The 23,875-nt window shown below is 66.1% G+C and carries 28 protein-coding genes and 1 tRNA gene; 16 read left to right on the top strand and 13 right to left on the bottom strand.

The features are described from left to right. Window positions 1-11: 11 nt before the first annotated feature. Together AAYO93_RS15910 and AAYO93_RS15905 are read right to left on the bottom strand one after the other, a co-directional pair. Window positions 12-917 carry an alpha/beta fold hydrolase gene (locus AAYO93_RS15910; protein ID WP_345762141.1) on the bottom strand — a complete coding sequence of 302 codons (906 nt, stop codon included), beginning with the start codon at window positions 915-917 and terminating at the stop codon, window positions 12-14. Beyond that, window positions 914-1,663: a 3-hydroxybutyrate dehydrogenase gene (locus AAYO93_RS15905; protein WP_345762140.1), complete on the bottom strand. Its 750-nt coding sequence runs from the start codon at window positions 1,661-1,663 to the stop codon at window positions 914-916. The genes AAYO93_RS15910 and AAYO93_RS15905 overlap by 4 nt, the downstream gene beginning before the upstream one ends. Window positions 1,664-1,818: 155 nt before the next feature. Between AAYO93_RS15905 and AAYO93_RS15900 the strand changes: the two genes are divergently transcribed. The 3 genes from AAYO93_RS15900 (at window position 1,819) to lysS (ending at window position 5,400) form a co-directional block, all read left to right on the top strand. After that, entirely contained in the window at window positions 1,819-2,877 is a 1,059-nt protein-coding gene (locus AAYO93_RS15900; protein ID WP_345762139.1) for an alpha/beta fold hydrolase, read from the top strand. Window positions 2,878-2,941: 64 nt separating this feature from the next. Next, complete coding sequence (panC, locus tag AAYO93_RS15895) at window positions 2,942-3,817, top strand: pantoate--beta-alanine ligase (RefSeq protein ID WP_345762138.1); 876 nt, start codon at window positions 2,942-2,944, stop codon at window positions 3,815-3,817. A 62-nt stretch (window positions 3,818-3,879) separates the two neighbouring features. After that, window positions 3,880-5,400 carry a lysine--tRNA ligase gene (gene lysS, locus AAYO93_RS15890; protein ID WP_345762137.1) on the top strand — a complete coding sequence of 507 codons (1,521 nt, stop codon included), beginning with the start codon at window positions 3,880-3,882 and terminating at the stop codon, window positions 5,398-5,400. 58 nt (window positions 5,401-5,458) lie between these two features. Here the strand turns inward: lysS and AAYO93_RS15885 are convergent, their stop codons facing one another. After that, complete coding sequence (locus tag AAYO93_RS15885; RefSeq protein ID WP_345764904.1) at window positions 5,459-6,205, bottom strand: cytochrome c oxidase assembly protein; 747 nt, start codon at window positions 6,203-6,205, stop codon at window positions 5,459-5,461. 181 nt (window positions 6,206-6,386) lie between these two features. Here AAYO93_RS15885 and AAYO93_RS15880 point away from each other — a divergent pair, with 181 nt between their 5' ends. Continuing rightward, entirely contained in the window at window positions 6,387-6,560 is a 174-nt protein-coding gene (locus tag AAYO93_RS15880) for a hypothetical protein (RefSeq protein WP_345762136.1), read from the top strand. Between the two features lie 63 nt (window positions 6,561-6,623). Next, on the top strand, window positions 6,624-8,087 hold the full coding sequence (gene cls / locus AAYO93_RS15875) for a cardiolipin synthase (protein WP_345762135.1): 1,464 nt from the start codon (window positions 6,624-6,626) through the stop codon (window positions 8,085-8,087). Here the strand turns inward: cls and AAYO93_RS15870 are convergent. The 3 genes from AAYO93_RS15870 to AAYO93_RS15860 all read right to left on the bottom strand — a co-directional run bounded on the left by AAYO93_RS15870 (window position 8,073) and on the right by AAYO93_RS15860 (window position 9,895). Beyond that, window positions 8,073-8,456: a type II toxin-antitoxin system VapC family toxin gene (locus AAYO93_RS15870; RefSeq protein WP_345762134.1), complete on the bottom strand. Its 384-nt coding sequence runs from the start codon at window positions 8,454-8,456 to the stop codon at window positions 8,073-8,075. The genes cls and AAYO93_RS15870 overlap by 15 nt on opposite strands. A 26-nt stretch (window positions 8,457-8,482) precedes the next feature. Further along, window positions 8,483-8,761 carry a hypothetical protein gene (locus AAYO93_RS15865; RefSeq protein ID WP_345762133.1) on the bottom strand — a complete coding sequence of 93 codons (279 nt, stop codon included), beginning with the start codon at window positions 8,759-8,761 and terminating at the stop codon, window positions 8,483-8,485. A gap of 150 nt (window positions 8,762-8,911) precedes the next feature. Beyond that, window positions 8,912-9,895 (bottom strand): pirin family protein, encoded by a 984-nt coding sequence (locus AAYO93_RS15860; protein WP_345762132.1) that lies wholly within the window; start codon window positions 9,893-9,895, stop codon window positions 8,912-8,914. 54 nt (window positions 9,896-9,949) lie between these two features. Between AAYO93_RS15860 and AAYO93_RS15855 the strand changes: the two genes are divergently transcribed. The 5 genes from AAYO93_RS15855 (at window position 9,950) to AAYO93_RS15835 (ending at window position 15,309) form a co-directional block, all read left to right on the top strand. Continuing rightward, entirely contained in the window at window positions 9,950-10,384 is a 435-nt protein-coding gene (locus AAYO93_RS15855) for a hypothetical protein (protein WP_345762131.1), read from the top strand. A gap of 126 nt (window positions 10,385-10,510) precedes the next feature. Next, the gene (locus AAYO93_RS15850) at window positions 10,511-13,039 is read left to right on the top strand and encodes an ATP-dependent Clp protease ATP-binding subunit (RefSeq protein ID WP_345762130.1); all 2,529 of its coding nucleotides are present in this window, start codon (window positions 10,511-10,513) and stop codon (window positions 13,037-13,039) included. Window positions 13,040-13,131: 92 nt separating this feature from the next. Further along, window positions 13,132-13,659 carry an amino-acid N-acetyltransferase gene (locus tag AAYO93_RS15845; protein ID WP_345762129.1) on the top strand — a complete coding sequence of 176 codons (528 nt, stop codon included), beginning with the start codon at window positions 13,132-13,134 and terminating at the stop codon, window positions 13,657-13,659. 59 nt (window positions 13,660-13,718) lie between these two features. Then, window positions 13,719-14,363 (top strand): hypothetical protein, encoded by a 645-nt coding sequence (locus AAYO93_RS15840; protein WP_345762128.1) that lies wholly within the window; start codon window positions 13,719-13,721, stop codon window positions 14,361-14,363. Window positions 14,364-14,493: 130 nt separating this feature from the next. Further along, a complete protein-coding gene (locus tag AAYO93_RS15835; RefSeq protein WP_345762127.1) occupies window positions 14,494-15,309 on the top strand; it encodes a class I SAM-dependent methyltransferase in 816 nt (271 codons plus the stop codon). Window positions 15,310-15,415: 106 nt separating this feature from the next. Here AAYO93_RS15835 and radA read toward each other — a convergent pair whose 3' ends face one another. Further along, the gene (gene radA / locus AAYO93_RS15830; protein WP_345762126.1) at window positions 15,416-16,777 is read right to left on the bottom strand and encodes a DNA repair protein RadA; all 1,362 of its coding nucleotides are present in this window, start codon (window positions 16,775-16,777) and stop codon (window positions 15,416-15,418) included. A 147-nt stretch (window positions 16,778-16,924) separates the two neighbouring features. Here radA and AAYO93_RS15825 point away from each other — a divergent pair, with 147 nt between their 5' ends. Further along, window positions 16,925-17,854, top strand: a complete 930-nt coding sequence (locus tag AAYO93_RS15825; protein WP_345762125.1) for an alpha/beta fold hydrolase — start codon at window positions 16,925-16,927, stop codon at window positions 17,852-17,854. Here AAYO93_RS15825 and AAYO93_RS15820 read toward each other — a convergent pair. Beyond that, complete coding sequence (locus tag AAYO93_RS15820) at window positions 17,844-18,638, bottom strand: SGNH/GDSL hydrolase family protein (RefSeq protein WP_345762124.1); 795 nt, start codon at window positions 18,636-18,638, stop codon at window positions 17,844-17,846. The genes AAYO93_RS15825 and AAYO93_RS15820 overlap by 11 nt on opposite strands. Before the next feature lie 103 nt (window positions 18,639-18,741). Between AAYO93_RS15820 and AAYO93_RS15815 the strand changes: the two genes are divergently transcribed. After that, window positions 18,742-18,831, top strand: a tRNA-Ser gene (locus tag AAYO93_RS15815). 113 nt (window positions 18,832-18,944) lie between these two features. On the opposite strand, the gene AAYO93_RS15810 is transcribed toward AAYO93_RS15815, so the two are convergent. Genes AAYO93_RS15810 through AAYO93_RS15795 form a run of 4 tightly spaced genes read right to left on the bottom strand, consistent with a single transcriptional unit; the run spans window position 18,945 to window position 20,442 of the window. Continuing rightward, entirely contained in the window at window positions 18,945-19,541 is a 597-nt protein-coding gene (locus AAYO93_RS15810) for a hypothetical protein (protein ID WP_345762123.1), read from the bottom strand. 33 nt (window positions 19,542-19,574) lie between these two features. Then, the gene (locus AAYO93_RS15805; protein WP_345762122.1) at window positions 19,575-19,892 is read right to left on the bottom strand and encodes a hypothetical protein; all 318 of its coding nucleotides are present in this window, start codon (window positions 19,890-19,892) and stop codon (window positions 19,575-19,577) included. A gap of 53 nt (window positions 19,893-19,945) precedes the next feature. Further along, on the bottom strand, window positions 19,946-20,209 hold the full coding sequence (locus AAYO93_RS15800) for a hypothetical protein (RefSeq protein ID WP_345762121.1): 264 nt from the start codon (window positions 20,207-20,209) through the stop codon (window positions 19,946-19,948). Window positions 20,210-20,259: 50 nt separating this feature from the next. Beyond that, the gene (locus tag AAYO93_RS15795) at window positions 20,260-20,442 is read right to left on the bottom strand and encodes a hypothetical protein (protein ID WP_345762120.1); all 183 of its coding nucleotides are present in this window, start codon (window positions 20,440-20,442) and stop codon (window positions 20,260-20,262) included. 171 nt (window positions 20,443-20,613) lie between these two features. Here AAYO93_RS15795 and AAYO93_RS15790 point away from each other — a divergent pair, with 171 nt between their 5' ends. From AAYO93_RS15790 to AAYO93_RS15775, 4 genes are all read left to right on the top strand, one after another. After that, a complete protein-coding gene (locus tag AAYO93_RS15790; protein ID WP_345762119.1) occupies window positions 20,614-20,994 on the top strand; it encodes an alcohol dehydrogenase catalytic domain-containing protein in 381 nt (126 codons plus the stop codon). 4 nt (window positions 20,995-20,998) lie between these two features. Next, on the top strand, window positions 20,999-21,607 hold the full coding sequence (locus AAYO93_RS15785) for a zinc-binding dehydrogenase (RefSeq protein ID WP_345762118.1): 609 nt from the start codon (window positions 20,999-21,001) through the stop codon (window positions 21,605-21,607). A gap of 108 nt (window positions 21,608-21,715) precedes the next feature. After that, window positions 21,716-22,060 carry an ATP-dependent DNA ligase gene (locus AAYO93_RS15780; RefSeq protein WP_345762117.1) on the top strand — a complete coding sequence of 115 codons (345 nt, stop codon included), beginning with the start codon at window positions 21,716-21,718 and terminating at the stop codon, window positions 22,058-22,060. A 13-nt stretch (window positions 22,061-22,073) separates the two neighbouring features. After that, entirely contained in the window at window positions 22,074-23,321 is a 1,248-nt protein-coding gene (locus AAYO93_RS15775; protein ID WP_345762116.1) for a cytochrome P450, read from the top strand. A gap of 396 nt (window positions 23,322-23,717) precedes the next feature. Here the strand turns inward: AAYO93_RS15775 and AAYO93_RS15770 are convergent, their stop codons facing one another. Then, window positions 23,718-23,858, bottom strand: a complete 141-nt coding sequence (locus AAYO93_RS15770) for a hypothetical protein (RefSeq protein ID WP_345762115.1) — start codon at window positions 23,856-23,858, stop codon at window positions 23,718-23,720. Between the last annotated feature and the right edge of the window lie 17 nt (window positions 23,859-23,875).

Genomic DNA, 23,875 nt, shown 5'->3' with positions numbered 1-23,875 from the left:
CAGCGCCCGCCCTACTTGCGAAGCGACCTGTCTGCGGCTGCGGCCAGCTCGGAGCGCACCGCGTCGATGACGGCGTCGGCGCCCTGCGGGCTCAGCACGATCGTGTAGTGGTTCACGTCTGCGACCTCGGAGATCTGCAGGTAGGGATACGCGCTGCGCGCCCGCTCACGTGCCGACTGGTCGTACAACCCGGGCGGTTCGTCGAGGAAGCCGCGCGGTGCCACCAGCAGGCGCACTGGATGCGCGAGAGCGGCGAGCGAGTCGGCCACGACGCCTCCACCGAACTGGTCTCCCGAATCGGCGGCGACCGCGTCGTAGGAGGTCGACGGCCGCAGGTTCGGTTCGGTGCCCTCGAGGTCGTAGTTGGCGTAGTCGACCACATCCTGCGTCCAGTTCGCGGCGAACGCCGGATGCCGGCCCCAGAACTCGAGGTACGCCGCGCGGTCGGGGAAGGTCATCGACAGGCGTGCCAGCGCGGGGCCGAGCGTCGACGTCATCAGGTCGTCGAGCGTGACGCCGTCGGGGATGGCCAGCGGGATGCCGCCGTCGACGAGCAGGGGACCGGTGAAGAGTTCCGGGTACAGGTGGGCGGCAGCCAGCGCCACGAAGCCGCCCATCGAATGACCGACCACGAGCGCGCGGTCGAGGCCGAAGTGACGGCTGACCGCCGCCAGGTCCTCGGCATGCTGCACCATGCCGAACGGGCCGGGCAGTCCGTTGCTGCGACCGCGACCGCGCAGGTCGGGCGCGATGAAACGCACGTCGGGGAGTGCATCCGCCACCGTCGCCCACGCGAGGTGCGACGCAGTGATGCCGTGGGCTGCGATCACGGCCGGCGCATCCGGATCCATCGGCGCCCACTCCCCGACTCTCAGCATCCCGCCCCTGACCGGGACATCCATCGTGCGGTACGTCATCGCGCGCTCCATCCGCCGTCCATCGTGTACGAGGCGCCGGTCACCAGGGAGGCGTCCTCGCCGGCGAGCCAGCAGACCAGGGACGCCACCTCGGACGGCTCAGCGAGCCGCTTGATCGCGCTGTTCGCCAGCATCACGTCGCGCAGCACTTCGGACTCGGGGATGCCGTGCAGCCGCGCCTGGTCGGCGATCTGCTTCTCGACGAGCGGGGTGCGCACGTAGCCCGGATTCACGCAGTTGCTGGTGACGCCGTGCGGCGCACCCTCCAGGGCAGCTACCTTCGACAGACCCTCCAGGCCGTGCTTGGCGGCGACATAGGCCGACTTGAACTCGGATGCGCGCAGTCCATGCACCGAGGAGATGTTCACGATCCGGCCGAAACCCGCGTGGTACATGTGTGGCAGGGCTGCGCGGATCAGGAGGAAGGGCGCCTCGAGCATGAGAGTGAGGATGCGGTGGAACGTGGCCGGGTCGAACTGCTCGATCGGGCTCACGACCTGGATCCCCGCGTTGTTCACCAGGATGTCCGCGTCCAGTGCGAGAGAGGCGAGCGCGGCGGTGTCGGTGAGGTCCACCCGCCACGGCTCGCCGCCGATGTCGTGCGCCACCCGTTCGGCGCCCGCGCCATCCAGATCGGCGACCACGACGGTCGCCCCGCGTTCGGCGAGTGCCCGCGCGCACGCCTCTCCGATGCCGCTCGCAGCCCCTGTGACGAGGGCCCTGCGGCCGTTGAAACCAGCACTCACGACAACTCCGTCCGATGTGCGCGCACCCCTCGCCCACGGCTCGGGTTACAGGTACGCTAACCACCAGCGCCGGTGCCGTCAAGGAGGCCCGGACAGGCCCAGGGCGTCCGTCCTGGGCGCTGTGCGCCACCGGACACCGACGTTTGGAGAGCACGATGACACTGATCGACGGCATCACCTCGCGGAGCGTTCAAACGCCGCGGCTGCGGGCGAACGTGCTCGAGCGGGCGGGCGATCCCACGGCCGGCGGGCCGGCGGTCGTCTTCATCCACGGGAACGTGTCCTCGTCGTTGTTCTGGCAGGATGCGATGCTGGCGACGCCGGAGCACTGGAGGGTGTTCGCGATCGACCTGCGGGGCTTCGGAGACTCGGAGACCCTGCCCGTCGATCCGACCCGCGGGCTGCGTGACTTCAGCGACGATGTCGCGAGCGTGGTGGCCGAACTCGGCCTCGGCTCGGTGCACGTGGTCGCCTGGAGCATGGGCGCCGGAGTGGCCATGCAGTACGCCCTCGATCATCCGGTGCGCAGCCTCACCCTGCAGTCGCCGCTCTCGCCGTACGGGTTCGGCGGGACGGCAGCAGACGGGTCGCGGTTGACCGACGACGATGCCGGCACCGGAGGGGGAGGCGTGAACCCGGATTTCGTGGCCCGTCTCGAAGGCGGCGACCGGACTGCCGAGTCCGACGGGTCACCTCGTTCGGTGTATGCGAGTTCGTATGTCCTACCTGGTTTCGTCTCGGAGCACGAGGACATCTGGGTCGAGTCGATGCTGACGACCAAGGTCGGCATCGACAACTATCCCGGGGACGGGGTCGCCTCGGAGAACTGGCCGGGGTTCGCGGCGGGCTCCCGCGGTGTGCTGAACACGATGGCGCCGAAGAATCTCAATCTCACCGGCATCGTCGACCTCGAGCCGAAGCCGCCGCTCACCTGGATCCATGGGGCGAACGACCTCATCGTCTCCGACACCTCGTTCTTCGACCTCAACTACCTCGGTCAAGTCGGGGTGATCCCGGGCTGGCCCGGCGAGGACGTCGCACCGGCGCAGCCGATGATCATGCAGACGCGGGCGGTCTTCGAGGCCTACGCCGCGGCCGGTGGAACGTTCCAGGAACTGGTGTTGGAGAACTGCGGGCACTCGCCTCACCTCGAGTACCCGGAAGCGTTCAGGGATGCGCTGGTGGCGACGGTCGAGGCCGCCGGCGGCGAGTAGCATCGGAAGCCCGGTCGTCTTCGGGACGCACCCGTCGGGCGCGCGTCGGCCGGAAGGAACCCTGATGCCAGAAGTCGTCACCACCATCGCCGAGCTGCGCCAGCGGGTCGCTTCGGCTCGTGAACTCGCCCGCCGTGAGGGCAGTTCGGACGCGCCTGTGTCACGCGTCGTGCTCGTTCCGACCATGGGCGCACTGCACGACGGGCACCTGCAGCTGGTGCGGCAGGCGCGCGACCTCGGCGGCATCGTCGTGGTCTCGATCTTCGTCAACCCCCTCCAGTTCGGTCCGGGCGAGGACCTCGACCGGTACCCCCGCAGTCTCGAGACGGATCTGAGCCGGCTCGAGGGGCTCGCGGATCTGGTGTTCGCGCCGAGTGTCGGTGAGATGTATCCCGCCGGCTCGGTCGAGACCCGTGTCACGGCCGGCTCAGTGGCGAGCCTGTACGAGGGTGCGTCGCGACCGGGCCACTTCGACGGGATGCTCACCGTCGTCGCGAAACTCTTCAACATCGTGGCGCCTGATGTCGCGGTCTTCGGGCAGAAGGATGCGCAGCAGGTGCATCTCGTCGGACGGATGGTGCGCGACCTCGACCTGCCCGTCACGATCGCAGTCGTTGACACCGTGCGCGAGTCCGACGGCCTGGCCCTCTCCAGCCGCAACCGGTACCTCGACCCGTCGGAGCGTGCGGCCGCCGTCGCCCTGTCGCGTGCGCTCGCTGCCGGTTCGGCCATGGCCGGTGCGGGGACGGATGCCGTGCGCACCGCAGCAGGCGCCGTCATCGCCGCCGAGCCAGCCGTTAAGCTGGATTATCTCGTCGTCGTCGACCCGGAGACATTCCTTCCCGTCGGGGAGGGGCACTCGGGGCCGGCGATCGCGCTGATCGCGGCGCGTGTCGGTTCGACCAGGCTGATCGACAACGAACGGATCAGCTTCGACTGAACCGTTCGGCCGCACCATCAGCAGTACAAACGCCCCAAGCAGCAGCCGACCGAAAGACAGCCATGACCGACACCCAGCAGAACGAGCCCGAACTCACTGACGACGAGGTCAGCGAGCAGAAGGCGGTCCGGCTGGCCAAGCGCGCGCGCCTCATCGAGGAGGCTGCGTCGCCCGCCGGCGGGGCCTACCCGGTCGCCGTTCCCGTGACGCACACGATTCCGGCTGTGCGCGCCGAATTCGGCCACCTTCAGGCGGACGAGACCTCCGGAGTCGTCGTCGGAATCGCCGGCCGCGTCGTGCACCTCCGCAATACCGGCAAACTGTGCTTCGCGGTGCTGCAGTCGGGCGACGGAACACGCATCCAGGTCATGGTGTCCCTCGCCGAGGTCGGCGAGGAGTCGCTGGCCCGGTGGAAGGAACTCGTCGACCTGGGCGACCACCTCTTCGTCTCGGGCGAGGTCATCTCGAGTCGTCGTGGTGAGCTGTCCGTCATGGTCCGCGAGTGGACGATCGCTTCGAAGGCGATCCTTCCTTTGCCGAACCTCCACAACGAGCTGAGCGAGGAGAGCCGGGTCCGCAGCCGCTACCTCGACCTGATCGCTCGCGACCAGGCCCGTCTCAACGTCGTCAACAGATCGAAGGTCGTGGCGAGCCTCCGCAGCACGTTCGCCGACCGCGGTTACATCGAGGTCGAGACGCCGATGCTCCAGGTGATGCATGGTGGCGCATCCGCCCGTCCGTTCGTCACCCATTCGAACGCGTTCGACACGGAACTCTTCCTGCGGATCGCACCCGAGCTCTACCTGAAGCGCGCCGTTGTGGGCGGCATCGACCGCGTGTTCGAGATCAACCGCAACTTCCGCAATGAGGGCGCCGACTCGACGCACTCGCCGGAGTTCGCAATGCTCGAATCGTACGAGGCGTACGGCGACTACAACGTGATCGCCGAGCTCACGCAGACTCTCGTGCAGAATGCCGCCTTCGACATCACGGGTTCGCACACGGTGACCTGGGCCGACGGCACGGAGTACGACCTGGGCGGGGAATGGGATCGGATTCGCATGTATGACAGCCTTTCAGAGGCGGTCGGCGAAGAGATCACCCCGGCGACACCTGTGGAAGACCTGCGCGCCATCGCCGCCCGTGAAGGGATCGAGATCGAGCACCCTCTGCACGGCAAGTACGTCGAGGAGCTGTGGGAGCACTTCGTGAAGGGCGACCTCGTGCGCCCGACGTTCGTGATGGACTTCCCGGTCGACACCAGTCCGCTGGTGCGTGCTCACCGCTCGCGTGAAGGGGTCGTCGAGAAGTGGGACCTGTACGTGCGCGGGTTCGAACTCGCGACGGGCTACTCCGAGCTCATCGATCCGGTCGTGCAGCGCGAGCGCTTCATCGAGCAGGCGAAGCTCGCTGCCGCCGGCGACGTCGAGGCGATGCGTCTCGACGAGGAGTTCCTGCGCGCCCTCGAGTTCGGAATGCCGCCGACCGGCGGCCTGGGAATGGGCATCGACCGCCTGCTCATGGCGCTGACGGGTCTCGGCATCCGCGAGACGATCCTCTTCCCCCTCGTCAAGCAGGGCTGACCGCCGGCCGGCCGCGCGTGAGTTCGGCCGCAGACAGCCCGCGGGCCAGGCATGGCACTCAGGCGCGCGGGCCGCGCAGGTGTTCGCGGGTGAGCTCTTCCATCTGTTCGTCGGTCAGCTCGTCGAGCCCTTTTGCCTCGCGGCGGTCGCTCTGGGACCAGCGGATGAACAGGATGATCAAGACGGGCACGTCCGCGATCTCGGCGATGAACCAGAGGAAGTCGCCGGACAAGTGCTGATCGTGCAGCGCGTTCGGGAACCACAGCGGCAGCCGGCCGAGGACTGTGGGTGCGTGGTCGAGTACCGTGTCGTTGAGTCGCAGCAGGATGCCGGGCACCGCATCCAGCAGCAGCTCGACGAAGGCGAAGAGGAACTCGGCCGTGATGAACAGGCTGGTCCGGATGATGTTGTGCGAGGCGATCGGAAGCACCATGAGCATTCCGGCGAGCGGCACCAGCACCGTGATCATCCACTCCGACCAGGTGTTGTCGCGCAGTACGGCGGCGATCGGGGTGAGGAAGATGAGGAATACCGCGCACGCGAACAGCGGCGCGAAGATGGCGTTGCCGAACAGCCGCACTGGCCATGACCGGAGCGCACCGTCGACGAACCGTCGCGGCAGCCCGGTCAGCACGATGCGCGTCAGGGCGATGGGTTTTCCGAGGCTGATCAGGCCGGGGACAGCAAAGAGGAGGAGTGCCACCTTCGTGGTGAATGCCCACCGCAATTCGGAACTGTAGGCGCCGAGGAAGCCGAAGCACACCCAGGCGTACGAGCCGAGGCCCAGAAGAAAGAATCCGAGGATCGGCCTCAGTGGCCAGCGGTGACCGCGGATTCGCAGGGATACGACCGCTGCGAGGTAGAGGCCGCCGGCGACGACGATGGCTGCGAAGGCGATCGGGTCGAACTGCCAGGTGGTCAGGAAGGTGGGGATGGGAGGCGTCGGGAACTCCGTTCACAGGTGTGCGCGATACCATTATCGGGTTATGGACGAACTCTGGACCGGCATCGTATGGTCGCTTGCCCCGACCATTCTCGTGGGGCTGCTCTTCTGGGTCGTGATGCGGTCCATCGTTCGTGCCGACCGCACCGAACGTAAAGCCTACGCTCGCATGGAGGCCGAGGAACGCGCTCGCCGCGGGCTCCCTCAGAAGCCCTAGCTTTCGATACGGTTACGTAAGCGCCGGTCCGGGCGCACCGTGCGAGCGAGGGGATGAGCGCCAATGGACGCCGGCACCCTCACCGCGATCGTGGTCGGTCTGGCCCTGTTCCTCGACTTCGTCATCCGCGTCACTGCGGTCATCGTCGTTCCGCGCAACCGCAAGCCGACGTCTGCGACGGCCTGGCTCCTCGCAATCTTCTTCATCCCGTATCTCGGCGTCTTGTTCTTCCTCCTCATCGGCAGTTACAAGCTCCCGAAGAAGCGTCGCGAGAAGCAGGCGGAGATCAACAACTTCATCATCGATAGCACGGAGGGCATGGAGCGGGTGAGCCGCGATCATCCGTGGCCGCCGTGGCTCGAGTCGGTGGTTCAGCTGAACCGCAACCTGGGCGCGATGCCGCTCGTCGGCGGGAACACAGCGAACCTGATCGGCGACTACCAGGCGTCGCTCGACCTGATGACCGAGCAGATCAACAAGGCGAAGCGGTATGTGCACTGCGAGTTCTACATCCTCTCGTGCGACCAGACGACCGCGCCCTTCTTCGATGCTCTCGAGGCCGCGATCAAGCGCGGTGTGACGGTCCGGGTGCTGCTCGACCACATCGCGTCGCTGCGTACCAGGGATTACAAGCACACGATCAAACGGCTGACCGCGATGGGCGCCAAATGGCAGCTCATGCTCCCGGTGCAGCCGTTCAAAGGCAAATACCAGCGGCCCGACCTGCGGAATCACCGCAAGCTCCTGATCGTCGACGGCGCGGTCGGGTTCATGGGTTCGCAGAACGTGATCGATCGCAGCTACAACAAACGGTCGAACATCCGTCGCGGGCTCAAATGGCAGGAACTCGTCGTTCGGCTCGAGGGGCCGATCGTCGCCGGCCTCAATGCGATCTTCATCACGGACTGGTACAGCGAGACGGGCGAACTGCTCCGGCGCGAGACCGAGCCGGTCACCCTCGAGGCGTCACCCGACAATCTGGACTGCCAGGTCGTGCCGAGCGGACCGGGGTTCGAGGGCGCCAACAACCTTCAGCTGTTCCTCGCCCTCCTGTACTACGCACAGGAACGCATCGTCATCACCAGCCCCTACTTCGTTCCGGACGAGGCGATGTTGACGGCGGTCACCACTGCCACTCAACGCGGTCTCAAGGTCGACCTCTTCGTGTCGGAGATCGGCGACCAGGCGCTCGTGTATCACGCGCAGCGCTCGTACTACGAAGCGCTGCTCAAAGCGGGAGTGCGCATCTGGATGTACAAGAAGCCGTACATTCTGCACGCCAAGCACTTCTCGATCGACGACGATGTCGCCGTCATCGGCTCGAGCAACATGGACATGCGATCGTTCCTGCTCAACATGGAGGTGTCGTTGATGGTGCGCGGGCGCGCCTTCGTCGAGTCCATGCGCAAGGTCGAGGACGGCTACCGCGAGAACAGCCGCGAACTCACGCTCGAAGAGTGGAAGCGGCAGCCGCTGCGCTCGACCGTGCTCGACAATCTCGCCCGACTCACCTCAGCCCTCCAGTAGCTCGCTCAGAAGGCGTACCTCGCACCATTCTTTCGCCGTCTTCGCAAGACGCGCGTCAGACGTGATTAGAGGAACTTCGAGTTGTTTCGCCAGCGCGACATACATCGCATCGTAGGCGGACATGTTGTCGCGCACCCGCCAGGCGAAGTCGCGAAGGTTCTCGTGCTCGAAGCGATAGAGCCGAACATGGTCGAACTCGATCACGAGTTGCCACGCGTCCTCGATGCCGTAGTTCTTCGGGCCGGCGAGTCTTCGCGCCGCATTGAGCAACTCCGGTTCGATCAGGTGCGGCGCTGCAAGCATGCAATCAGCAAGATGCTTGTTCTTGTCGAATGCGATCGCGCCGCCCCTCCAGAGCATGTCGATCATCGCGCTGCAGTCGATCACAGCCGCGATCATCGCTCCCTGTCCTCACGAATCCACTGAACGATGGTCTCAGAATCGATCGGTTCTGGTTCGAACGGTGGGCGGGGCCGATCGAAATCGTCATAGCGTCGCGCCTCGCGCTCGGCGGTGAGTTCGGCCCACCGCTGCTCGATTCGTAGCCGCTCGGCGATGCTCGTGAGCTCGCGCCGAAGGTACTCCGAGTAGGAAAGGCCCTTGGACGAGGCTGCAGCTTTGAGCCGCTCGTTGACGTCTGGGTCGAGATCTCTGACTTGCACTGTGACTCCCATGGTTCGATCGTAGGCACGATGCATGCAGTTTGGAAAGCTTTGCATGCATCCCGCCAGAACCCAGCCTGCCAGGGCCGTGGAATTTCGCCGCACCGGTCCAACGAAGTTGTGGACAACCCGGACGACAGCTGAATTGTGGAGGAGAGGTAACTAGCCGCGCGGCTTGAGCCGCACCGTCGGCAGCTCCGGCGCGGGAAGGGCCGACCCCGGGTACGCGGGGATCGCACCGAACCGAGCATGAGGATCCTCGCCGTCGATCACATCCCGCTGCCACTCGGCGCGGAACTGCACCACATCCTCATGGCTGCGCCCGATGAAGTTCCACCACATCACGATCTGCTCGCCGAGGGGTTCGCCGCCGAGCAGCAGCACCCGTGCGGCAGTCTCCCTTGCGCGCAACTCGACCGTGTCGATGCCCGGGCCGAGATAAGCGAGCTCGGAGGCCGAGATCGTCTCACCCCGGACATCCACAGGGCCCGCGTCCACCAGGACACCGTGCTCGAACGACGGGTCGAGCGGCACGACGACCGACGATCCGGCAGGCAGATCCAGCTGCGCGCCCAGCAGCGGACTGAACATCGTCGCATCCGTACCGCTGCCGGCGAGCGAGCCGACGAAGGTGCGCACCACAGCATCCCCCAGCGGCATCGCCTCGGGTACGTGATGCTCGAAGAACGGCGCGACATCGCGCGAACCCGACGGCAGCGCGACCCACAGCTGCACGCCGTGCAGTGTGGTGGTGGCGGCCGTCGATACTTCGGAATGGCTGATCCCGTGGCCCGCGGTCATCAGGTTCAGCTCGCCCGGGTGGATCAGTGCATGGCTTCCCACGCTGTCGCGATGCTCGATCTCGCCTGCGAAAAGCCAGCTCACCGTCTGCAGGCCGGTGTGCGGATGCGGCGGCACGCGCATCCCGCCCGTCACCGAGACGTCCTCCGGACCGTAGTGGTCGATGAAGCACCAACCCCCGATGAGGGAACGCCGACGCTGAGGAAGGGTGCGCCGCACATTCATCGCGCGCGGACCTCCGAGCGGCACGTCACGGGGCAGAAGAACCTCGATCGAACGCGTGTCGTCGACGCCGACAGATCCACCGGCGACGACCTCCGCCGGATCCCGCTCCAGGTTGCTCACGCAAGCATCATACGTTCGCCGCCGAATCATGGCACCTCTTCCTAGAATGTGACCATGCTCACCACTATCCGCACCCGTCGTCGCCCCCTTCTCGGCCTCGCGGGCGCGGTGATCGTGCTGGCTGCGCTCGCCGGATGCTCGACCTCGGTCTCGCATCCTGTCGACGATTACAAGGGCGAGCCGAGAGGCGTGGTCCCGCCTGCGAGCAGCGCGGGCGGTGCCGCCTACGCGGTCTGGTTGAAGGGCGGCGCCCAGTTCGCCATCGTGCTCTACGGCAGCTCGACGTGCCCGCCCAAAGTTGCGACGGTCGAGAGCATCGCGAGCAACCAGCTGAAAGCGACCCCCGCTCCGATCGGCGATGGGGTCTGCACGCGAGACTACGCGCCGCACACGACCGTCTTCGCGACGCCGGGTTCCGTCACCACGAAGTCGGACGTCACCATCAAGCTGCCCGACTCAACGCTGACATTGCCCGGAATCCGCGGCTGACGCCCGGCGGTAACCGCATCCACACTCCCTTAACGCCCACGGCGAACAGGGGCAGTATCAGGCGCCTTCGCTGGTTACTCTCTTTGTAACGGCGCCGACCCTGCCATGGCGCTTGAGGAGTAGAACATGTTCGAGAGATTCACCGACAGAGCACGCCGTGTCGTCGTCCTGGCCCAAGAAGAGGCCAAGATGCTCAACCACAACTACATCGGCACCGAGCACATCCTGCTGGGGCTGATCCATGAGGGTGAGGGTGTCGCGGCGAAGGCGCTCGAGTCGCTCGGTATCTCGCTGGATGCCGTGCGCGAGCAGGTCCAGGACATCATCGGCCAGGGCCAGCAGCAGCCGACCGGGCACATCCCGTTCACTCCGCGCGCCAAAAAGGTGCTCGAGCTCTCGCTGCGCGAAGCTCTGCAGCTGGGCCACAACTACATCGGCACCGAGCACATCCTGCTCGGCCTCATCCGCGAGGGCGAGGGTGTCGCAGCCCAGGTGCTCGTCAAGCTCGGCGCAGACCTCAACCGCGTACGCCAGCAGGTCATCCAGCTGCTCAGCGGCTACCAGGGCAAGGAGCAGGTGCAGGTCGGCGGCAACGACCAGGCCGCAGCCCAGGCCGGCAGCCAGATCCTCGACCAGTTCGGCCGCAACCTGACGCAGGCGGCGCGCGACAACAAGCTCGACCCCGTGATCGGCCGCGAGAAGGAGATCGAGCGGGTCATGCAGATCCTGTCTCGCCGCTCCAAGAACAACCCGGTGCTGATCGGTGAGCCCGGCGTCGGCAAGACCGCCGTCGTCGAGGGCCTCGCCCAGGCGATCGTCCGCGGCGACGTCCCCGAGACGCTGAAGGACAAGCAGCTCTACACGCTCGACCTCGGTTCGCTCATCGCCGGCTCCCGCTACCGTGGTGACTTCGAGGAGCGCCTGAAGAAGGTCACCAAGGAGATCCGCACCCGTGGCGACATCATCACGTTCATCGACGAGATCCACACCCTGGTCGGTGCGGGTGCAGCCGAGGGCGCGATCGACGCGGCCAGCATCCTGAAGCCTCTGCTCGCCCGCGGCGAGCTGCAGACCATCGGTGCGACCACGCTCGACGAGTACCGCAAGCACTTCGAGAAGGATGCGGCCCTCGAGCGCCGCTTCCAGCCCATCCAGGTGGCCGAGCCGTCGCTGCCCCACACGATCAACATCCTCAAGGGACTGCGCGACCGCTATGAGGCGCACCACAAGGTCTCCATTACGGATGGCGCGATCGTGGCTGCGGCGAACCTCGCTGACCGCTACATCAGCGACCGGTTCCTGCCCGACAAGGCCATCGACCTGATCGACGAGGCGGGCGCCCGCCTGCGACTGTCGATCCTCTCCGCCCCGCCGGAGCTGCGCGAGTTCGACGACAAGATCTCGGCTGTGCGCTCGCAGAAGGAAGCGGCCATCGAAGACCAGGACTTCGAGAAGGCGGCCAGCCTGCGCGACGAGGAGAAGAACCTGCTCGGTGAGCGGCTTCGCCTCGAGAAGCAGTGGCGCAGCGGCGACGTCAAGACGACGGCCGAGGTCGATGAGGGACTCATCGCCGAGGTTCTGGCACAGGCGACCGGCATCCCCGTCTTCAAGCTCACAGAAGAGGAGTCCGCTCGACTGGTGTTCATGGAGAAGGCCCTGCACGAGCGTGTGATCGGACAGGAGGAGGCCATCGCGGCCCTCTCGAAGACGATTCGCCGCACGCGCGCCGGACTCAAGGACCCGAAGCGCCCATCCGGTTCGTTCATCTTCGCCGGCCCCACCGGAGTCGGAAAGACCGAACTGGCCAAGGCGCTCGCGGAGTTCCTGTTCGACGACGAGTCGGCCATGATCTCGCTCGACATGAGCGAGTACGGCGAGAAGCACACGGTCTCACGACTGTTCGGTGCCCCTCCCGGGTTCGTCGGCTTCGAAGAGGGCGGTCAGCTCACCGAGAAGGTGCGCCGCAAGCCGTTCAGCGTCGTGCTGTTCGACGAGATCGAGAAGGCGCACCCCGACATCTTCAACTCGCTCCTCCAGATCCTCGAGGAGGGACGCCTGACAGATGGCCAGGGTCGCGTGGTCGACTTCAAGAACACGGTGATCATCATGACCACCAACCTCGGCACCAAGGACATCACCGGCGGCCCCGTCGGGTTCCAGGTGGAGGGCGACCCGCAGACCGGCTACGACCGGATGGCGGGCAAGGTGAAGGACGAGCTGAAGAAGAACTTCAAGCCCGAGTTCCTGAACCGTGTCGATGAGATCATCGTCTTCCCGCAGCTGAACAAGGCCGAACTGCTCCAGATCGTCGACCTCTTCATCAAGAGGCTGTCGGTCCGCCTGCTCGACCGCGACATGACCATCGAGCTCGCGCTCGCGGCGAAGGAGCGCCTGATCGAGGTCGGGTTCGACCCGTCGCTCGGTGCGCGGCCCCTGCGTCGTGCTGTCCAGCACGAGATCGAGGACCGACTCAGCGAGCGCATCCTCCACGGCGACCTGAACGCGGGCGACCACGTGCACGTCGACTTCAAGGACGGCGAGTTCGTGTTCACGACGACGCAGCACGCGGAGCCGATCGGGGCGGGCATCAACGCCACGGCGGCCATCGGCGCCGGCGCGGCCACCCCCGACCACATCGCGGCAGGCGGCGAGTAGGTCTCACGTCGGAGGGCGGGGCGGATCTTCTGATCCGCCCCGCCTTCTTCGTTCGCGCCGCGAGGGCTCGCGTGGTCCCCTAGGGTTGATCCGTGACCTCGACCACTTCTTCGTCATCCGCGGGCATACGCGTGCGACGGGCGCGCACGAGCGACGTCGCGGCCATCCAGGCCCTCGTCGAACCACTGGTGCAGCGGCGCATCCTTCTCGGTAAGGACGCCGTGGTCTTCTACGAGTCGGTGCAGGAGTTCCGGGTCGTCGAAACCGACGACGGGACGCTCATCGGATGCGGGGCGCTGCATGTCATGTGGCGCGACCTCGGCGAGGTGCGCACCCTCGCGGTCGCAGACGAATGGCTGCACGCAGGCGTCGGACACGCCCTGCTGTCGAGGCTCGAGGACGACGCGCGCGAGCTGGGACTCAGCCGGCTCTTCTGCCTGACCTTCGAGGTCGGATTCTTCACGAAGCACGGGTTCGTCGACATGGGAGACGAGACCGTCGATCCCGAGGTCTATGCCGAACTGGTGCGATCGCACGACGAAGGTGTCGCCGAGTTCCTCGACCTCGCCAGAGTCAAACCGAACACGCTCGGCAACACGCGGATGCTGAAGCACCTCTAACCCGCCTCCGTCCCGCGTTTTGCCGCGGAATTCCGCGCCTTCGCGCGTACCCTGATGCCATGTCGACGTTCAAGCATCCTGTCGGCCCACAGCCGAGCAAGGTGTACTGGCGCCGCCGACTGGTCGTCGGTCTGGCAGCGCTGGCCATCATCGTCGTCGTCATCCTGATCGTGGTCCGTCCGGGTGCATCCAACGGGGCGCAGGTGACACCGCCCCCGACCACCGCGACCACGCCCGCGAGGCACACGGCGGACCCGCAGAGCACGACCATCCCGACCGACCCCACGACGGCGAGCGGTGCGGCGTGCAAGGCGGCGAACATCACGGTCGCGGCGATCACCGACAAGCCCGCCTACGGGGCGGAAGAGATGCCGCAGCTGTCGATCTCGATCACGAACACCGGCCCGAACGCCTGCAAGATCGACGCTGGCACCAAGGCGCAGGTGTTCACGATCACCAGCGGAACCGAGGTCTACTGGAAGTCGACAGACTGCCAGACCGGCGCCATCGACGCCGAGGTGCTGCTGCAGCCGGGCAAGACGGTGAAGTCGCAGACTCCGCTCGCGTGGGATCGTACGCGATCCGACCCGGCGACCTGCAGCGCGAAACGGAACCCTGTGCCGGCGGGCGGCGCGTCCTACCACCTGGCGACGTCGGTCGACGGCATAACGTCCGCGACGACCAAGCAGTTCATCCTGCAGTGAGGCGCGGCGGCGCGTGCGGGCCGGCCGGAGCGAGTGCATGTGGTGGTGCGAGAGCACTTCGTAGGCACGAGCGCGGGTGCGAGTGCGCTCGGACCGAATGAGTGCGAATCCGTCAGCCTAGGCTGGGACGGTGGATGAGTCGCCTTCTGTCTTGACCGCGGTCGGGCGCACTGCCGTCGCCGTCGCCCTCGCGCGTGCGCTCGAGTCGGAGCGACCGCAGCCCTGGTTCGATGACCGCCTCGCGCAGGGCCTTGCACGGTACGTCAACGAGGCACGGCAGGCTGACAACATCGATCCTCCGCGCATCCGGGATGGGTTGCGTGACTGGGTCGCTGTTCGGACCCGGTTCCTCGACGAGCTGCTGCTCGACGCCGTCGCTGCCGGAGACCGGCAGATCGTCGTTGTCGGCGCCGGGCTCGACGCGCGGGCGTTTCGGCTGCCGCTCGGGCCGGACGTCGTGTTCTTCGAGGTCGATCGGACGGATGTTGTGGCCGTCAAGGAGCGGATGGTCGCGGCGTCCGGTCTGAAGGCGCAGGGCTCGCGGCGGATGCTCGTGGGCGATGTCACCGACCCGGGCTGGCTTGTTGCGCTGGCCGAGGCCGGGTTGCGGGAGGAGTTGCCGACCGTATGGGTGCTCGAGGGCTTCCTCGTTTACTTCGAGCCGGAGGTGCGGACACGGTTGCTGCAGGACTTGGCGTCGGCGTCGGCACCGGGAAGCCGGCTCGGCGCGACGGTCAGTACCCGCGGCCACGACCCCGCGCGGCCGCTCTGGCACGCGTTCGCTGGAGTCGACTTTGTGGAGTGGTTCGCGGAGTGCGGCTGGGATGCGTCGGTCACCACGATGGGGGAGCGGAGCCTCGCGTACGGTCGGGCGCTGACCGAAGGCGACGTCGAGCACCGGTCGGGCGTCCTTGTGGATGCTCGTCGCTCTGCGAGCCCTTTGTGATCGTTGCTTGTGTCCCAGCGCACTTGGTAAGTCCCAGCGCACGTTGTAGGACTAGTGCGGCGGGGCGTAAGTAGTGCGGCGAGGCGGAAGAACGTGACCGGCCGGGTCAGAACGCGGCGTCGAGTTCGCGGTCGCGCTGGCTCGCTCCGGTGCGGAAGGCCCGTCGCAATGCCTGCATGATCGTCTGGGTCTCGTCGTCGAGGCGAAGTGTGAAGCCGAGCCGCTTCGCTTCGGCACTCCGTTGCTTGCTGTGGGACACCGGCCTGATTTCGCCCGCGAGGCTGATCTCGCCGAATGCCGCCATCGTGTGGGCGACCGGGGTGTCGTGGACGGCCGAGGCGACGGCGATCGCGATGGCGAGATCGGCGGCGGGCTCGGTGAGCCGCACCCCTCCGACGGTGGAGATGTAGACATCCTGATCGCTCAGCCGGATGCCCGCCCGACGCTCCAGGATCGCGAGCAGCATCGCGACGCGCGAGGAGTCGACTCCGTTCGTGACCCGCCGCGGATTGGGGGCCGTGGTGCGCACGACGAGCGCCTGGATCTCGACCGGCAGTGGCCTGCGGCCTTCCATTGCGACGGTGACGCAGGTGCCCGAGACGGGGGTCGCCGCCCGGCTGAGGAAGAGCCCGCTCGGATCGGCCACCTCAGCGATTCCGTCGGCGGTCATCTCGAAACAGCCGACCTCATCCGTCGGCCCGTACCGGTTCTTCAGCGCGCGCACGAAGCGGAGGCTGGTCTGGCGGTCGCCCTCGAACTGGCACACCACATCCACCAGGTGCTCGAGCAGGCGGGGGCCCGCGATCGAGCCGTCTTTGGTCACGTGGCCGACGAGCAGTACCGGGAGATTACGGTCTTTGGCGACGCGGATGAGGGTGGCGGCCACCTCGCGAACCTGGCTCGGGCCTCCGGCCAGACCTTCTCCGTTGGAGCTCGAGACTGTCTGCACGGAGTCGACGATCACGAGCTGCGGATCGACCGCATCGATCTGGCTCACGATGGTCGCGAGGTCGGTCTCGGATGCCAGGAAGAGGTTCTGATGGAGCGCGTTCGTGCGCTCGGCGCGAAGCCGCACCTGGTTGACCGACTCCTCTGCACTTACGTAGAGCACGCGCGACTGGCGCACTGCAGCCTTCGAGGCGACTTCGAGGAGGAGGGTCGACTTGCCCACGCCGGGTTCGCCGCTCAGCAGCACGGCGGCTCCAGGGACTATGCCGCCGCCGAGGACGCGATCGAACTCCGCGATGCCCGTCGGCCAGTGGCTCACGATGCTCGTCGGGATGGCCATGATCGAGCGAGCTGCCTTAGCATCGCTGATCTGCACGGGCTTCAGCGCGCGCAGGATGCCCGTCTCCGCTGCGGCCTCGACGACCGTGCCCCACTCCTGGCACTCACCGCAACGACCGGCCCATTTCGCGGTCGTCCACCCGCATTCGGTGCAGCGGTAGTTGAGTTGAGCTTTCGCCACGCGGGGCCTCCTCGGTCGTTCACAACTGTAGGCGGGACCACCGTCATCGAGGTCGCGCGACGCCGATGCTGTGCACAGTCGCCCGTGAACCGGTCACCCTGTGGAGAACCCCTTCCGTTGTCACCGGTTCGGCGGACAATGAACCGCATGGCCAACCTCACGTTCACGGTCGCCTCGGGTCGCAGGGTCGGCGTCACGAGCCTCGGCGACCCCGATGCCGAACGACTCATCGTCTTCTGTCATTCCGCGCCCGGCTCGTCGGTGTTCGATCCCGATCCGCTCGTCACGAACACCCGCAATGTACACGTCGTCGCGCTGGACCGGCCCGGCTACGGCGCATCCGATCCGCTCCCTGCCGGCCACTGGCCGAGCATCACGCGCTACGCGGACGACGTCGCCGAATACCTTCGCCTCGTCCAGCGCGACGAGGCGGCGATCGGAGTCGACCGTCCCAGGACAGTCGGTATCGCGGGCTGGTCTGCGGGCGGCCGCGTCGCACTCGCGATCGCGGCACGGCATCCAGAGCTCGTCGACCGGGTCGCGATCGTCGCCACGCCTGCGCCGAACGAGCAGGTTCCCTGGATCCCCCCGGCGCTACAGGAGATGTCGGATGAGTTAGGAAAGCACAGCCCTGATGCAGCGATCGAAAAGCTCGGCGATCAACTCGACGGCCAGTTCGGCGCGATACTCGGCGCACGAACCGACCAGGCGATCCCCCTTGATGCGGTGGGCGCGACTGAGGCCGATGCTACTGTTCTCGATCTTCCGGGCGCCCGCGATCGCCTGGAGCGGATGGTGAGGGATGCGTTCGCGCAGGGAACGCGCGGCCTCGCGGCGGACATCCTGAGCTACACCGCCCGCCCGTGGGGCTTCGAGGTCGCGGCGGTGAACGCGAAGACCCTGATCGTGAACGGGCAGGCGGATGCGATCGCCGGCAACGCACACGCCACGTGGTATCAGCGAACCATTCCGGACGCACGCGTCGAGATGGTCCCGAACCGGGGACATCTGGTGATCGTTCCGGCGTGGGATCGGGTGCTGGCCCACCTCGCGCCGGGCACGAAGCTCAGGGGCTAGGAGCGCGTGTGGCCTCGACCCGTCCGTCGGCGGCCTCGGGGAACTTCTCGAGCATCCGCTTCGTCACAGTCGGCAGGAACGCCGACGCCCACACCCGGTAGCCGTGATCATTCGGGTGGAACAGGTCGTTGGCGAACTGGGTGAGCACGCCCTTCACGCCTTGCCGCTTCATCGTGTCGTGCAGGGGAACGACGCTCAGTTGGCGTTCGGCGGCGGCCTCGCGGAGGATGCGATTCGCCGCAGCCACCTTGCGCTCGTTGTGAGGCAGGTAGAAGCACGGCACATCCGCCACGATCGCGTCACCGGGAAGCGCATCCAGCACGTTGCGGATGTCGGCTTCGAACGCTGCCGGGTCGAATGTCGCTATGTCGTTGGCGCCGATAGAGACGGTGACGAGATCGGGGGTGTAGGTGAGGAAGCGGGGGAGCTGTTCCGCTGCCGCCGTGGCGGCGGTGGCTCCCGACACGCTCAGGTTGACGACGCGCACCGACCGACCGGTCACCTCGCGCACATGGTCAGCGATGAGTCCGACGTAGCTGTTGCGCGGGAGGCTGGCGCCGATGCCCTGCGCCGCGCTGTCCCCGAGCGCCACATAGAGCAGCTCGCCTTCCGTTTTCGCATGGTCGCGCCACCACTTCGAGTGCACAGGAAGTGTTTCGCTGACGAGTACGCGGTTGCGTTCGAGCCGCTCATTCGCCCGGCGCAGTCCGAGCCAGGCGAGGACGGCGACAGTCGCGGTCGAGAGTCCCGCGCCGATCATCGCCCAGGTAGTTTTCGTCGCCACCCGAGAACTGTACCTCTGCCGTCCGAGGTCGGTATCGTTGTCCACAGGTCTGCGCGTTCGCTGAATTGGCGCGATATGCCCCTGTTCGCGTACAGTAGTCGGCGGTACCGTGTCCGAGCGGCCGAAGGTGCAACTCTCGAAAAGTTGTGTGGGTGAAAGCCCACCGTGGGTTCAAATCCCACCGGTACCGCCAATTGAAACCCCCGCGATCCCTGTTTTTACAAGGGATGCGGGGGTTTTTGCTTGCTCGAGAATGGCCATTTTGCCCACGGTTTGCCCACACGCGGCAGAGGCGTCGCGGGTATCTCAGTCCTCGCGCGTGAGGGCGAAGGGGTCTTCGTCGCCATCGATCCAGGCAGTGTTGTCGTTCTGATGGATGATCACGCTGACGGTGGATGCAATCGGCTGAAGGCCGCGGGCGTCGTCAAGGGCTTTCCAGCCGCCCGCGTGAGCGATCTCCTGCGCCGCTGCGGAAGGATCTGCGATCGCGACGTCGGCGTCTTCCTCGGTGTCCTCCGGCCACGCGCGTGTATAGGCAGCGCGCCCGGCGGCTTTGAGACCATCGGCATCCACAACTCGGTAATCCCAACGCCCGACCACCGTCAGGACGTCGCCGTCGACCGTTTCGTCTTCGTCTTCGTCCTCGTCGTCGGACTCATCGGCATCAAGCCCCAGCGGGAAGCGTCCGCACCAGTCGAATTCGGCCTCATTGAAGGAGGCCGCTGCGCGGAAGAGCCGCTCTACCGACGAAGAGTACGGTGCATGCTCCACTTGGCGCCCGGACCGGTCGAGCGTGAGTTGCGCGTGCTCACGCAGCGCGATGATCAGCTGGTCGACTGACGCCGCGTACGCCTCTTTCGCTGAGGGTGTCCACTGTGTTTCTGCCTCGGATTCGTCGCTCATCCCGCCACTCTAGGTGACGCTTTGTTCCCTGACTTATCGGAGGTGCACAGATGCGCTCGCCTTGCGCTTACTTGAGTTCTGGACGGGAGGTACGGGTGTCTTCGGTCCGTGCTGATCGAGGACCGCTTGGATGATCGTCGCTGTTCTATCGGTCAGTTCGTCACCGGGATAGACCGACTCGTACAGAGCATCGACCTCGTCGACCGTGATGAGGCCGACGGCAGGGATGAGCACTTCCAGATCTTCGAGCTCGCGTCGGCCGCGTTTCTGGGCAGCGTAGACCTTCATCGCGAGCAAGGTTTCGGCGTCCGCGACCTCGATGGTCACGCCTTCGGCATCATAGATCTTCACCCAGCCTGCTGTGCGACCGTAGCCGGTGGGAAGGAATTGTGCGGCGGCGTCGTTCAGCCAATCGCTGCGCCAGTTGCGCTCTGACGCGATGGCGGCTGCCGCCGCCAGGACGACGTCGGTGGGGAGACCGGGCCGTCGACGTCGACAGTCGCCGAGCGATGCTCGTTGAGAGTGAGAGCGATCGCAGCACCTCCCACGATCTGGATGCGGGATGGCCGGCCGGCATTGCGAAGGCGGCGGACGAGATCGCGGAGTCCGTCGATGATCTCCGGCCGCGTGAATTCGGCCCTGGCTGGACCCTGCGTAGCGGCTGTCATGCGCTGGTCAGCTCGTCTGCTTCGTAAGGATCAGTGGCTCGTCACCAGCGTCAAGGAAGGTCGCGATCCTCCTCGACGGATTCGGCCCAGTTCGCGGGATCGCCTGACGTCTCGGGCAGGATGTCCCCTGGTTCATCGTCGGACTCACGCTCGGCCTTCTCGTCCTTCACGGGATCGGTGTCCAGAGGTTCGCCGCTCACCGTCTCAGGGTCGGTTGCTCGTGCATCGCTCATAATGCGCCTCCTGTTTGTGTTCCTTTGTTTGTGTTCATTCGTCCTGTCCGCTCTCGCGGTGAGGCGCCCCAACGGTACGCGCGGGATCGGCTGCGTTCTACCCCTTGTCACCCCTCGCTGGGCGCGAACATCTGCGGCTCCGACCTGCATCCGTATGAGGGCCGCGCGGACATGGACGAGGGAATGGTATTCGGGCACGAGAACATGGGAATCGTCGAGGAGATCGGCTCAGCGGTCGGACGGATCAAGGTCGGCGACCGCGTGTCCGTGCCGTTCAACCCAGCGTGCGGCACCTGCCGTAACTGCAATGCCGGGTTTACCTCGGCATGCCTGCGGGCCAACCCGTCGGGCAACCCCGGAGCCGGTTACGGCTACCCGCACATGGGCCCCTACCGTGGTGGTCAGGCCGAATACCTGCGGGTGCCGTGGGCGGACTTCAACCTGCTCGAGCTGCCGGCCGGCGATGAGCGGGAGAACGACTTCACGATGCTCTCCGACATCTTCCCCGACCGGCTACCACGGTACGGAGCTCGCGCAGCTGAAGGCGGGTGAGACGGTGGCGATCTTCGGCGCCGGTCCGGTTGGTCTGATGGCCGCCCACAGTGCGTTGCTGAGAGGCGCATCCCGGGTTTTCGTCGTCGACAAGGAGAAGGACCGGCTGTCGCTAGCCGAGGAGTTCGGTGCGACGGCCATCGACTTCCGCAACATCGAGGTCGGTGAGGCGATCATGGATGCGACGGATGGGTTCGGGGTCGACTGCGGTGTGGAGGCGGTCGGCTACCAGGCGCACGACTCGGCCGGTCACGAGCATCCGGAGCTGGTCCTCGACGAACTCGTCAACGTCGTGCGTGCGACCGGACGCATCGGAGTCGTCGGCGTCTATGTGCCCGAAGATCCTGGGGCGGCCGACGACGGAGCGAAGGAAGGACGTATCGGCTTCAACTATGGCGCGGCGTTCGAGAAAGGTCTGAGCATCGGGAGCGGGCAGCGCCCGGTCAAGCGTTACACCCGTGAACTGCGCGACCTGATCATCCGCGGCAGGGCGACCCCGAGCCGCATCGTCTCGCATGAGGTCAGCCTCGATGACGCGCCAGAGGCGTACGAGCACTTCGACAACCGCGACGAAGGTTGGACGAAGGTGCTGCTGCGTCCGCAGGTAGCATGACGGGGCGGGCGCTCTGGAAAAGGGAAGGTTCTGTTTGTCGTCCGGCGATTTAGAATAGATGGAGGCTGAGCCGCTCCCGGACCCTGAGCGACAGTCAGGAGATGCCTTATGGGCACCCTTACGTACGGAACAGGGCTCTGCTTCGGCTTCGACGACCGAACGCTCGCCCACCTTCAGATCGTGATGGGGTTGAAACTCCGTCGGCGCGAAGGGTTCTTCTTCTCCTGGATCGATCCCGTCCGTCTGGGCGAGGGCCGTCTGAGCGTGTGGATCGATCCGAGTATCCCGTTGGCGTTCCGGTTCGACAATGGCGATGCCGTGGTGATCGATCGTGAGTGGCTCGAAGCGATGTCCGACCAGTCGAACTCGGCCGCGGGTCTCCGCGTCAGCTGCAAGGCCATCGACCCGGCCCGGCGGGAAGCCGTCGCCGAGCCGACGATCGCGTCGGTCTAGGTTGCAACAGACTATGCAGCACACGACCGGTCCCGACAGCACTCTCGGCTTCCTGCGCGACGGCTACTTGTTCGGTCAGAGACGGTTCCGTCCCGGCGACGACGCGTTCGCCACCCGATTGGTCGGCAGGCGTGTAGTGGTGATGAAGGGGGCAGGCGCGGCGCGGTTCTTCTACGAGGATGGCCGGTTCGACAGGATCCGCTCCATGCCGGTTTCCGTTTCGCACCTTCTGCAGGATGAGGGCAGCGTCCAGTCCCTAGAGGGTGCTGCTCACGCGCGGCGCAAGGCGCTCTTCCTCGGCATTCTCGACGACGACGGTAATACCAGACTGGTGGAGGCGTTCGCGTCCGAGCTGGAGCGGGCAGTCGGCGGCCTCACCGCGGCCGAGGAGATTTCTCTTTTCGAACTGTTCACGGGTGTCCTCACAACGACCGCCTGCCGCTGGGTGGGTTTGCCTGATTCCGTCTCGCAGGAGCTTACGAAGACCGGCGCGTTGGCCACGATGGTCGAACGTGCCGGAACCTTCGGGCCCGCCAACTGGGCTGCTCGCGTCCAGCGCAACGGGGTCGAGCGGCTGCTACAGCGCACCGTCCGGGCTGCGCGCACCGATCCCGCGACGGCACGACCGGGTAGCCCTCTTGCTGCAATGGCGGGGTATCTCGAGGGTGACGACGGCTTGCCGTCGACATTGAGCGAGCAGGATGCGGCGGTAGAGCTGCTGAACCTTCTACGTCCGGTCGTGGCCGTGGGACGGTTCATGGTTTTTGCTGCGCTGGCACTGCACACGCATCCGCGGTGGCGCGACGCTTTCACGTCGGGAGAGGAGCGGATGCTGCGGCCGTTCACGCAGGAAGTGCGCCGCTTCTATCCGTTCTTTCCGGTGATCGCCGGCCGCGCGACCGGTTCCCACGAGTGGCGCGGTCATTCCTTTCACACCGGTGATTGGGTGATGCTGGACCTTTACGCAACGACCCATGACCCCGCGCTCTGGGGAGATTCCCAACACTTTCGGCCCGAGCGATTCGTGGAAGGCGGCGTGATCGACATGAATGCACTAATACCGCAGGGAGGCGGCCACTACGGCACAGGCCATCGGTGCCCGGGTGAGCCCGTCACTGTGGACCTGGTCAACGAAGCCGTTCGGTACCTTACCCAGAGCATGGAATATGGGGTCCCCGAACAACAAGATCTGAGGATCAGCCTTCGACGTTTCCCGACCCTTCCACGCAGCGGGTTCCGCGTGGAAGGACTGACTCTCTAGCGGGATGATCGATCGGGGCCTTGGGGGTGTTGTGTTCGACGCGCAACTGAGGATGACTACGACATGCTCTGACCAGCGGTCCTCATTTGACGGTCTCCCCTGGCTTTTGAGCGTTGCCGGTCCGAAACCGCGGGGAAGGGCTACCGGCGGTAGGACGAGGGCGTATAACCGCCCCATGAGAGCACTTACCTGGCAGTCAACCAAGCATGTCGCCGTGACGGACGTAGTTGACCCGCGGATCGACTCGATTCGCAATCGGCCTTCGGTCAAGCGGGCCGTCAGCGAGACGGAAGCGTCGGCCAGCGATGCTCTCTCGTACGTTGAATCCAAGGCGTCGGACGCTTTGGGGGCGGCGGGAACCGAGTAGGGCGGCTGCGGACGAAGCCGCCGGCACAACTAGTCGGCCGGCCCTCCCGACGCCGTGTCCCGGTCGGTGTCCTCGGATTCGTTTGAGGACGAGCCATCAGGAAGCCCACCAGCATCGGCCTTCTTGCCGCGATTGAATTCGGCTGGGTCTTTGTTCGATGTGTCGCTCATGCGGGGCTCCTGTGGTT

The organism is Diaminobutyricibacter sp. McL0608 (genome assembly GCF_039613825.1).
Taxonomy (GTDB): Bacteria; Actinomycetota; Actinomycetes; order Actinomycetales; family Microbacteriaceae; genus Diaminobutyricibacter.
Note: the sequence above shows the minus strand (reverse complement) of the source record. Positions and strands in the feature narration are given on the sequence as shown.

Excerpts from the sequence above, each read along its gene's own strand:
- AAYO93_RS15855 (WP_345762131.1), top strand. The coding sequence starts at position 9,950 with ATGCTCACCACTATCCGCACCCGTCGTCGCCCCCTTCTCGGCCTCGCG.
- AAYO93_RS15790 (WP_345762119.1), top strand. The coding sequence starts at position 20,614 with ATGGACGAGGGAATGGTATTCGGGCACGAGAACATGGGAATCGTCGAG.
- AAYO93_RS15825 (WP_345762125.1), top strand. The coding sequence starts at position 16,925 with ATGGCCAACCTCACGTTCACGGTCGCCTCGGGTCGCAGGGTCGGCGTC.
- AAYO93_RS15900 (WP_345762139.1), top strand. The coding sequence starts at position 1,819 with ATGACACTGATCGACGGCATCACCTCGCGGAGCGTTCAAACGCCGCGG.
- AAYO93_RS15795 (WP_345762120.1), bottom strand. The coding sequence starts at position 20,442 with ATGAGCGATGCACGAGCAACCGACCCTGAGACGGTGAGCGGCGAACCT.
- cls (WP_345762135.1), top strand. The coding sequence starts at position 6,624 with ATGGACGCCGGCACCCTCACCGCGATCGTGGTCGGTCTGGCCCTGTTC.
- AAYO93_RS15800 (WP_345762121.1), bottom strand. The coding sequence starts at position 20,209 with ATGACAGCCGCTACGCAGGGTCCAGCCAGGGCCGAATTCACGCGGCCG.
- AAYO93_RS15775 (WP_345762116.1), top strand. The coding sequence starts at position 22,074 with ATGCAGCACACGACCGGTCCCGACAGCACTCTCGGCTTCCTGCGCGAC.
- AAYO93_RS15840 (WP_345762128.1), top strand. The coding sequence starts at position 13,719 with ATGTCGACGTTCAAGCATCCTGTCGGCCCACAGCCGAGCAAGGTGTAC.
- lysS (WP_345762137.1), top strand. The coding sequence starts at position 3,880 with ATGACCGACACCCAGCAGAACGAGCCCGAACTCACTGACGACGAGGTC.
- AAYO93_RS15910 (WP_345762141.1), bottom strand. The coding sequence starts at position 917 with ATGACGTACCGCACGATGGATGTCCCGGTCAGGGGCGGGATGCTGAGA.
- AAYO93_RS15880 (WP_345762136.1), top strand. The coding sequence starts at position 6,387 with ATGGACGAACTCTGGACCGGCATCGTATGGTCGCTTGCCCCGACCATT.
- AAYO93_RS15770 (WP_345762115.1), bottom strand. The coding sequence starts at position 23,858 with ATGAGCGACACATCGAACAAAGACCCAGCCGAATTCAATCGCGGCAAG.
- panC (WP_345762138.1), top strand. The coding sequence starts at position 2,942 with ATGCCAGAAGTCGTCACCACCATCGCCGAGCTGCGCCAGCGGGTCGCT.
- AAYO93_RS15780 (WP_345762117.1), top strand. The coding sequence starts at position 21,716 with ATGGGCACCCTTACGTACGGAACAGGGCTCTGCTTCGGCTTCGACGAC.
- AAYO93_RS15850 (WP_345762130.1), top strand. The coding sequence starts at position 10,511 with ATGTTCGAGAGATTCACCGACAGAGCACGCCGTGTCGTCGTCCTGGCC.
- AAYO93_RS15865 (WP_345762133.1), bottom strand. The coding sequence starts at position 8,761 with ATGGGAGTCACAGTGCAAGTCAGAGATCTCGACCCAGACGTCAACGAG.
- AAYO93_RS15810 (WP_345762123.1), bottom strand. The coding sequence starts at position 19,541 with ATGAGCGACGAATCCGAGGCAGAAACACAGTGGACACCCTCAGCGAAA.
- AAYO93_RS15870 (WP_345762134.1), bottom strand. The coding sequence starts at position 8,456 with ATGATCGACATGCTCTGGAGGGGCGGCGCGATCGCATTCGACAAGAAC.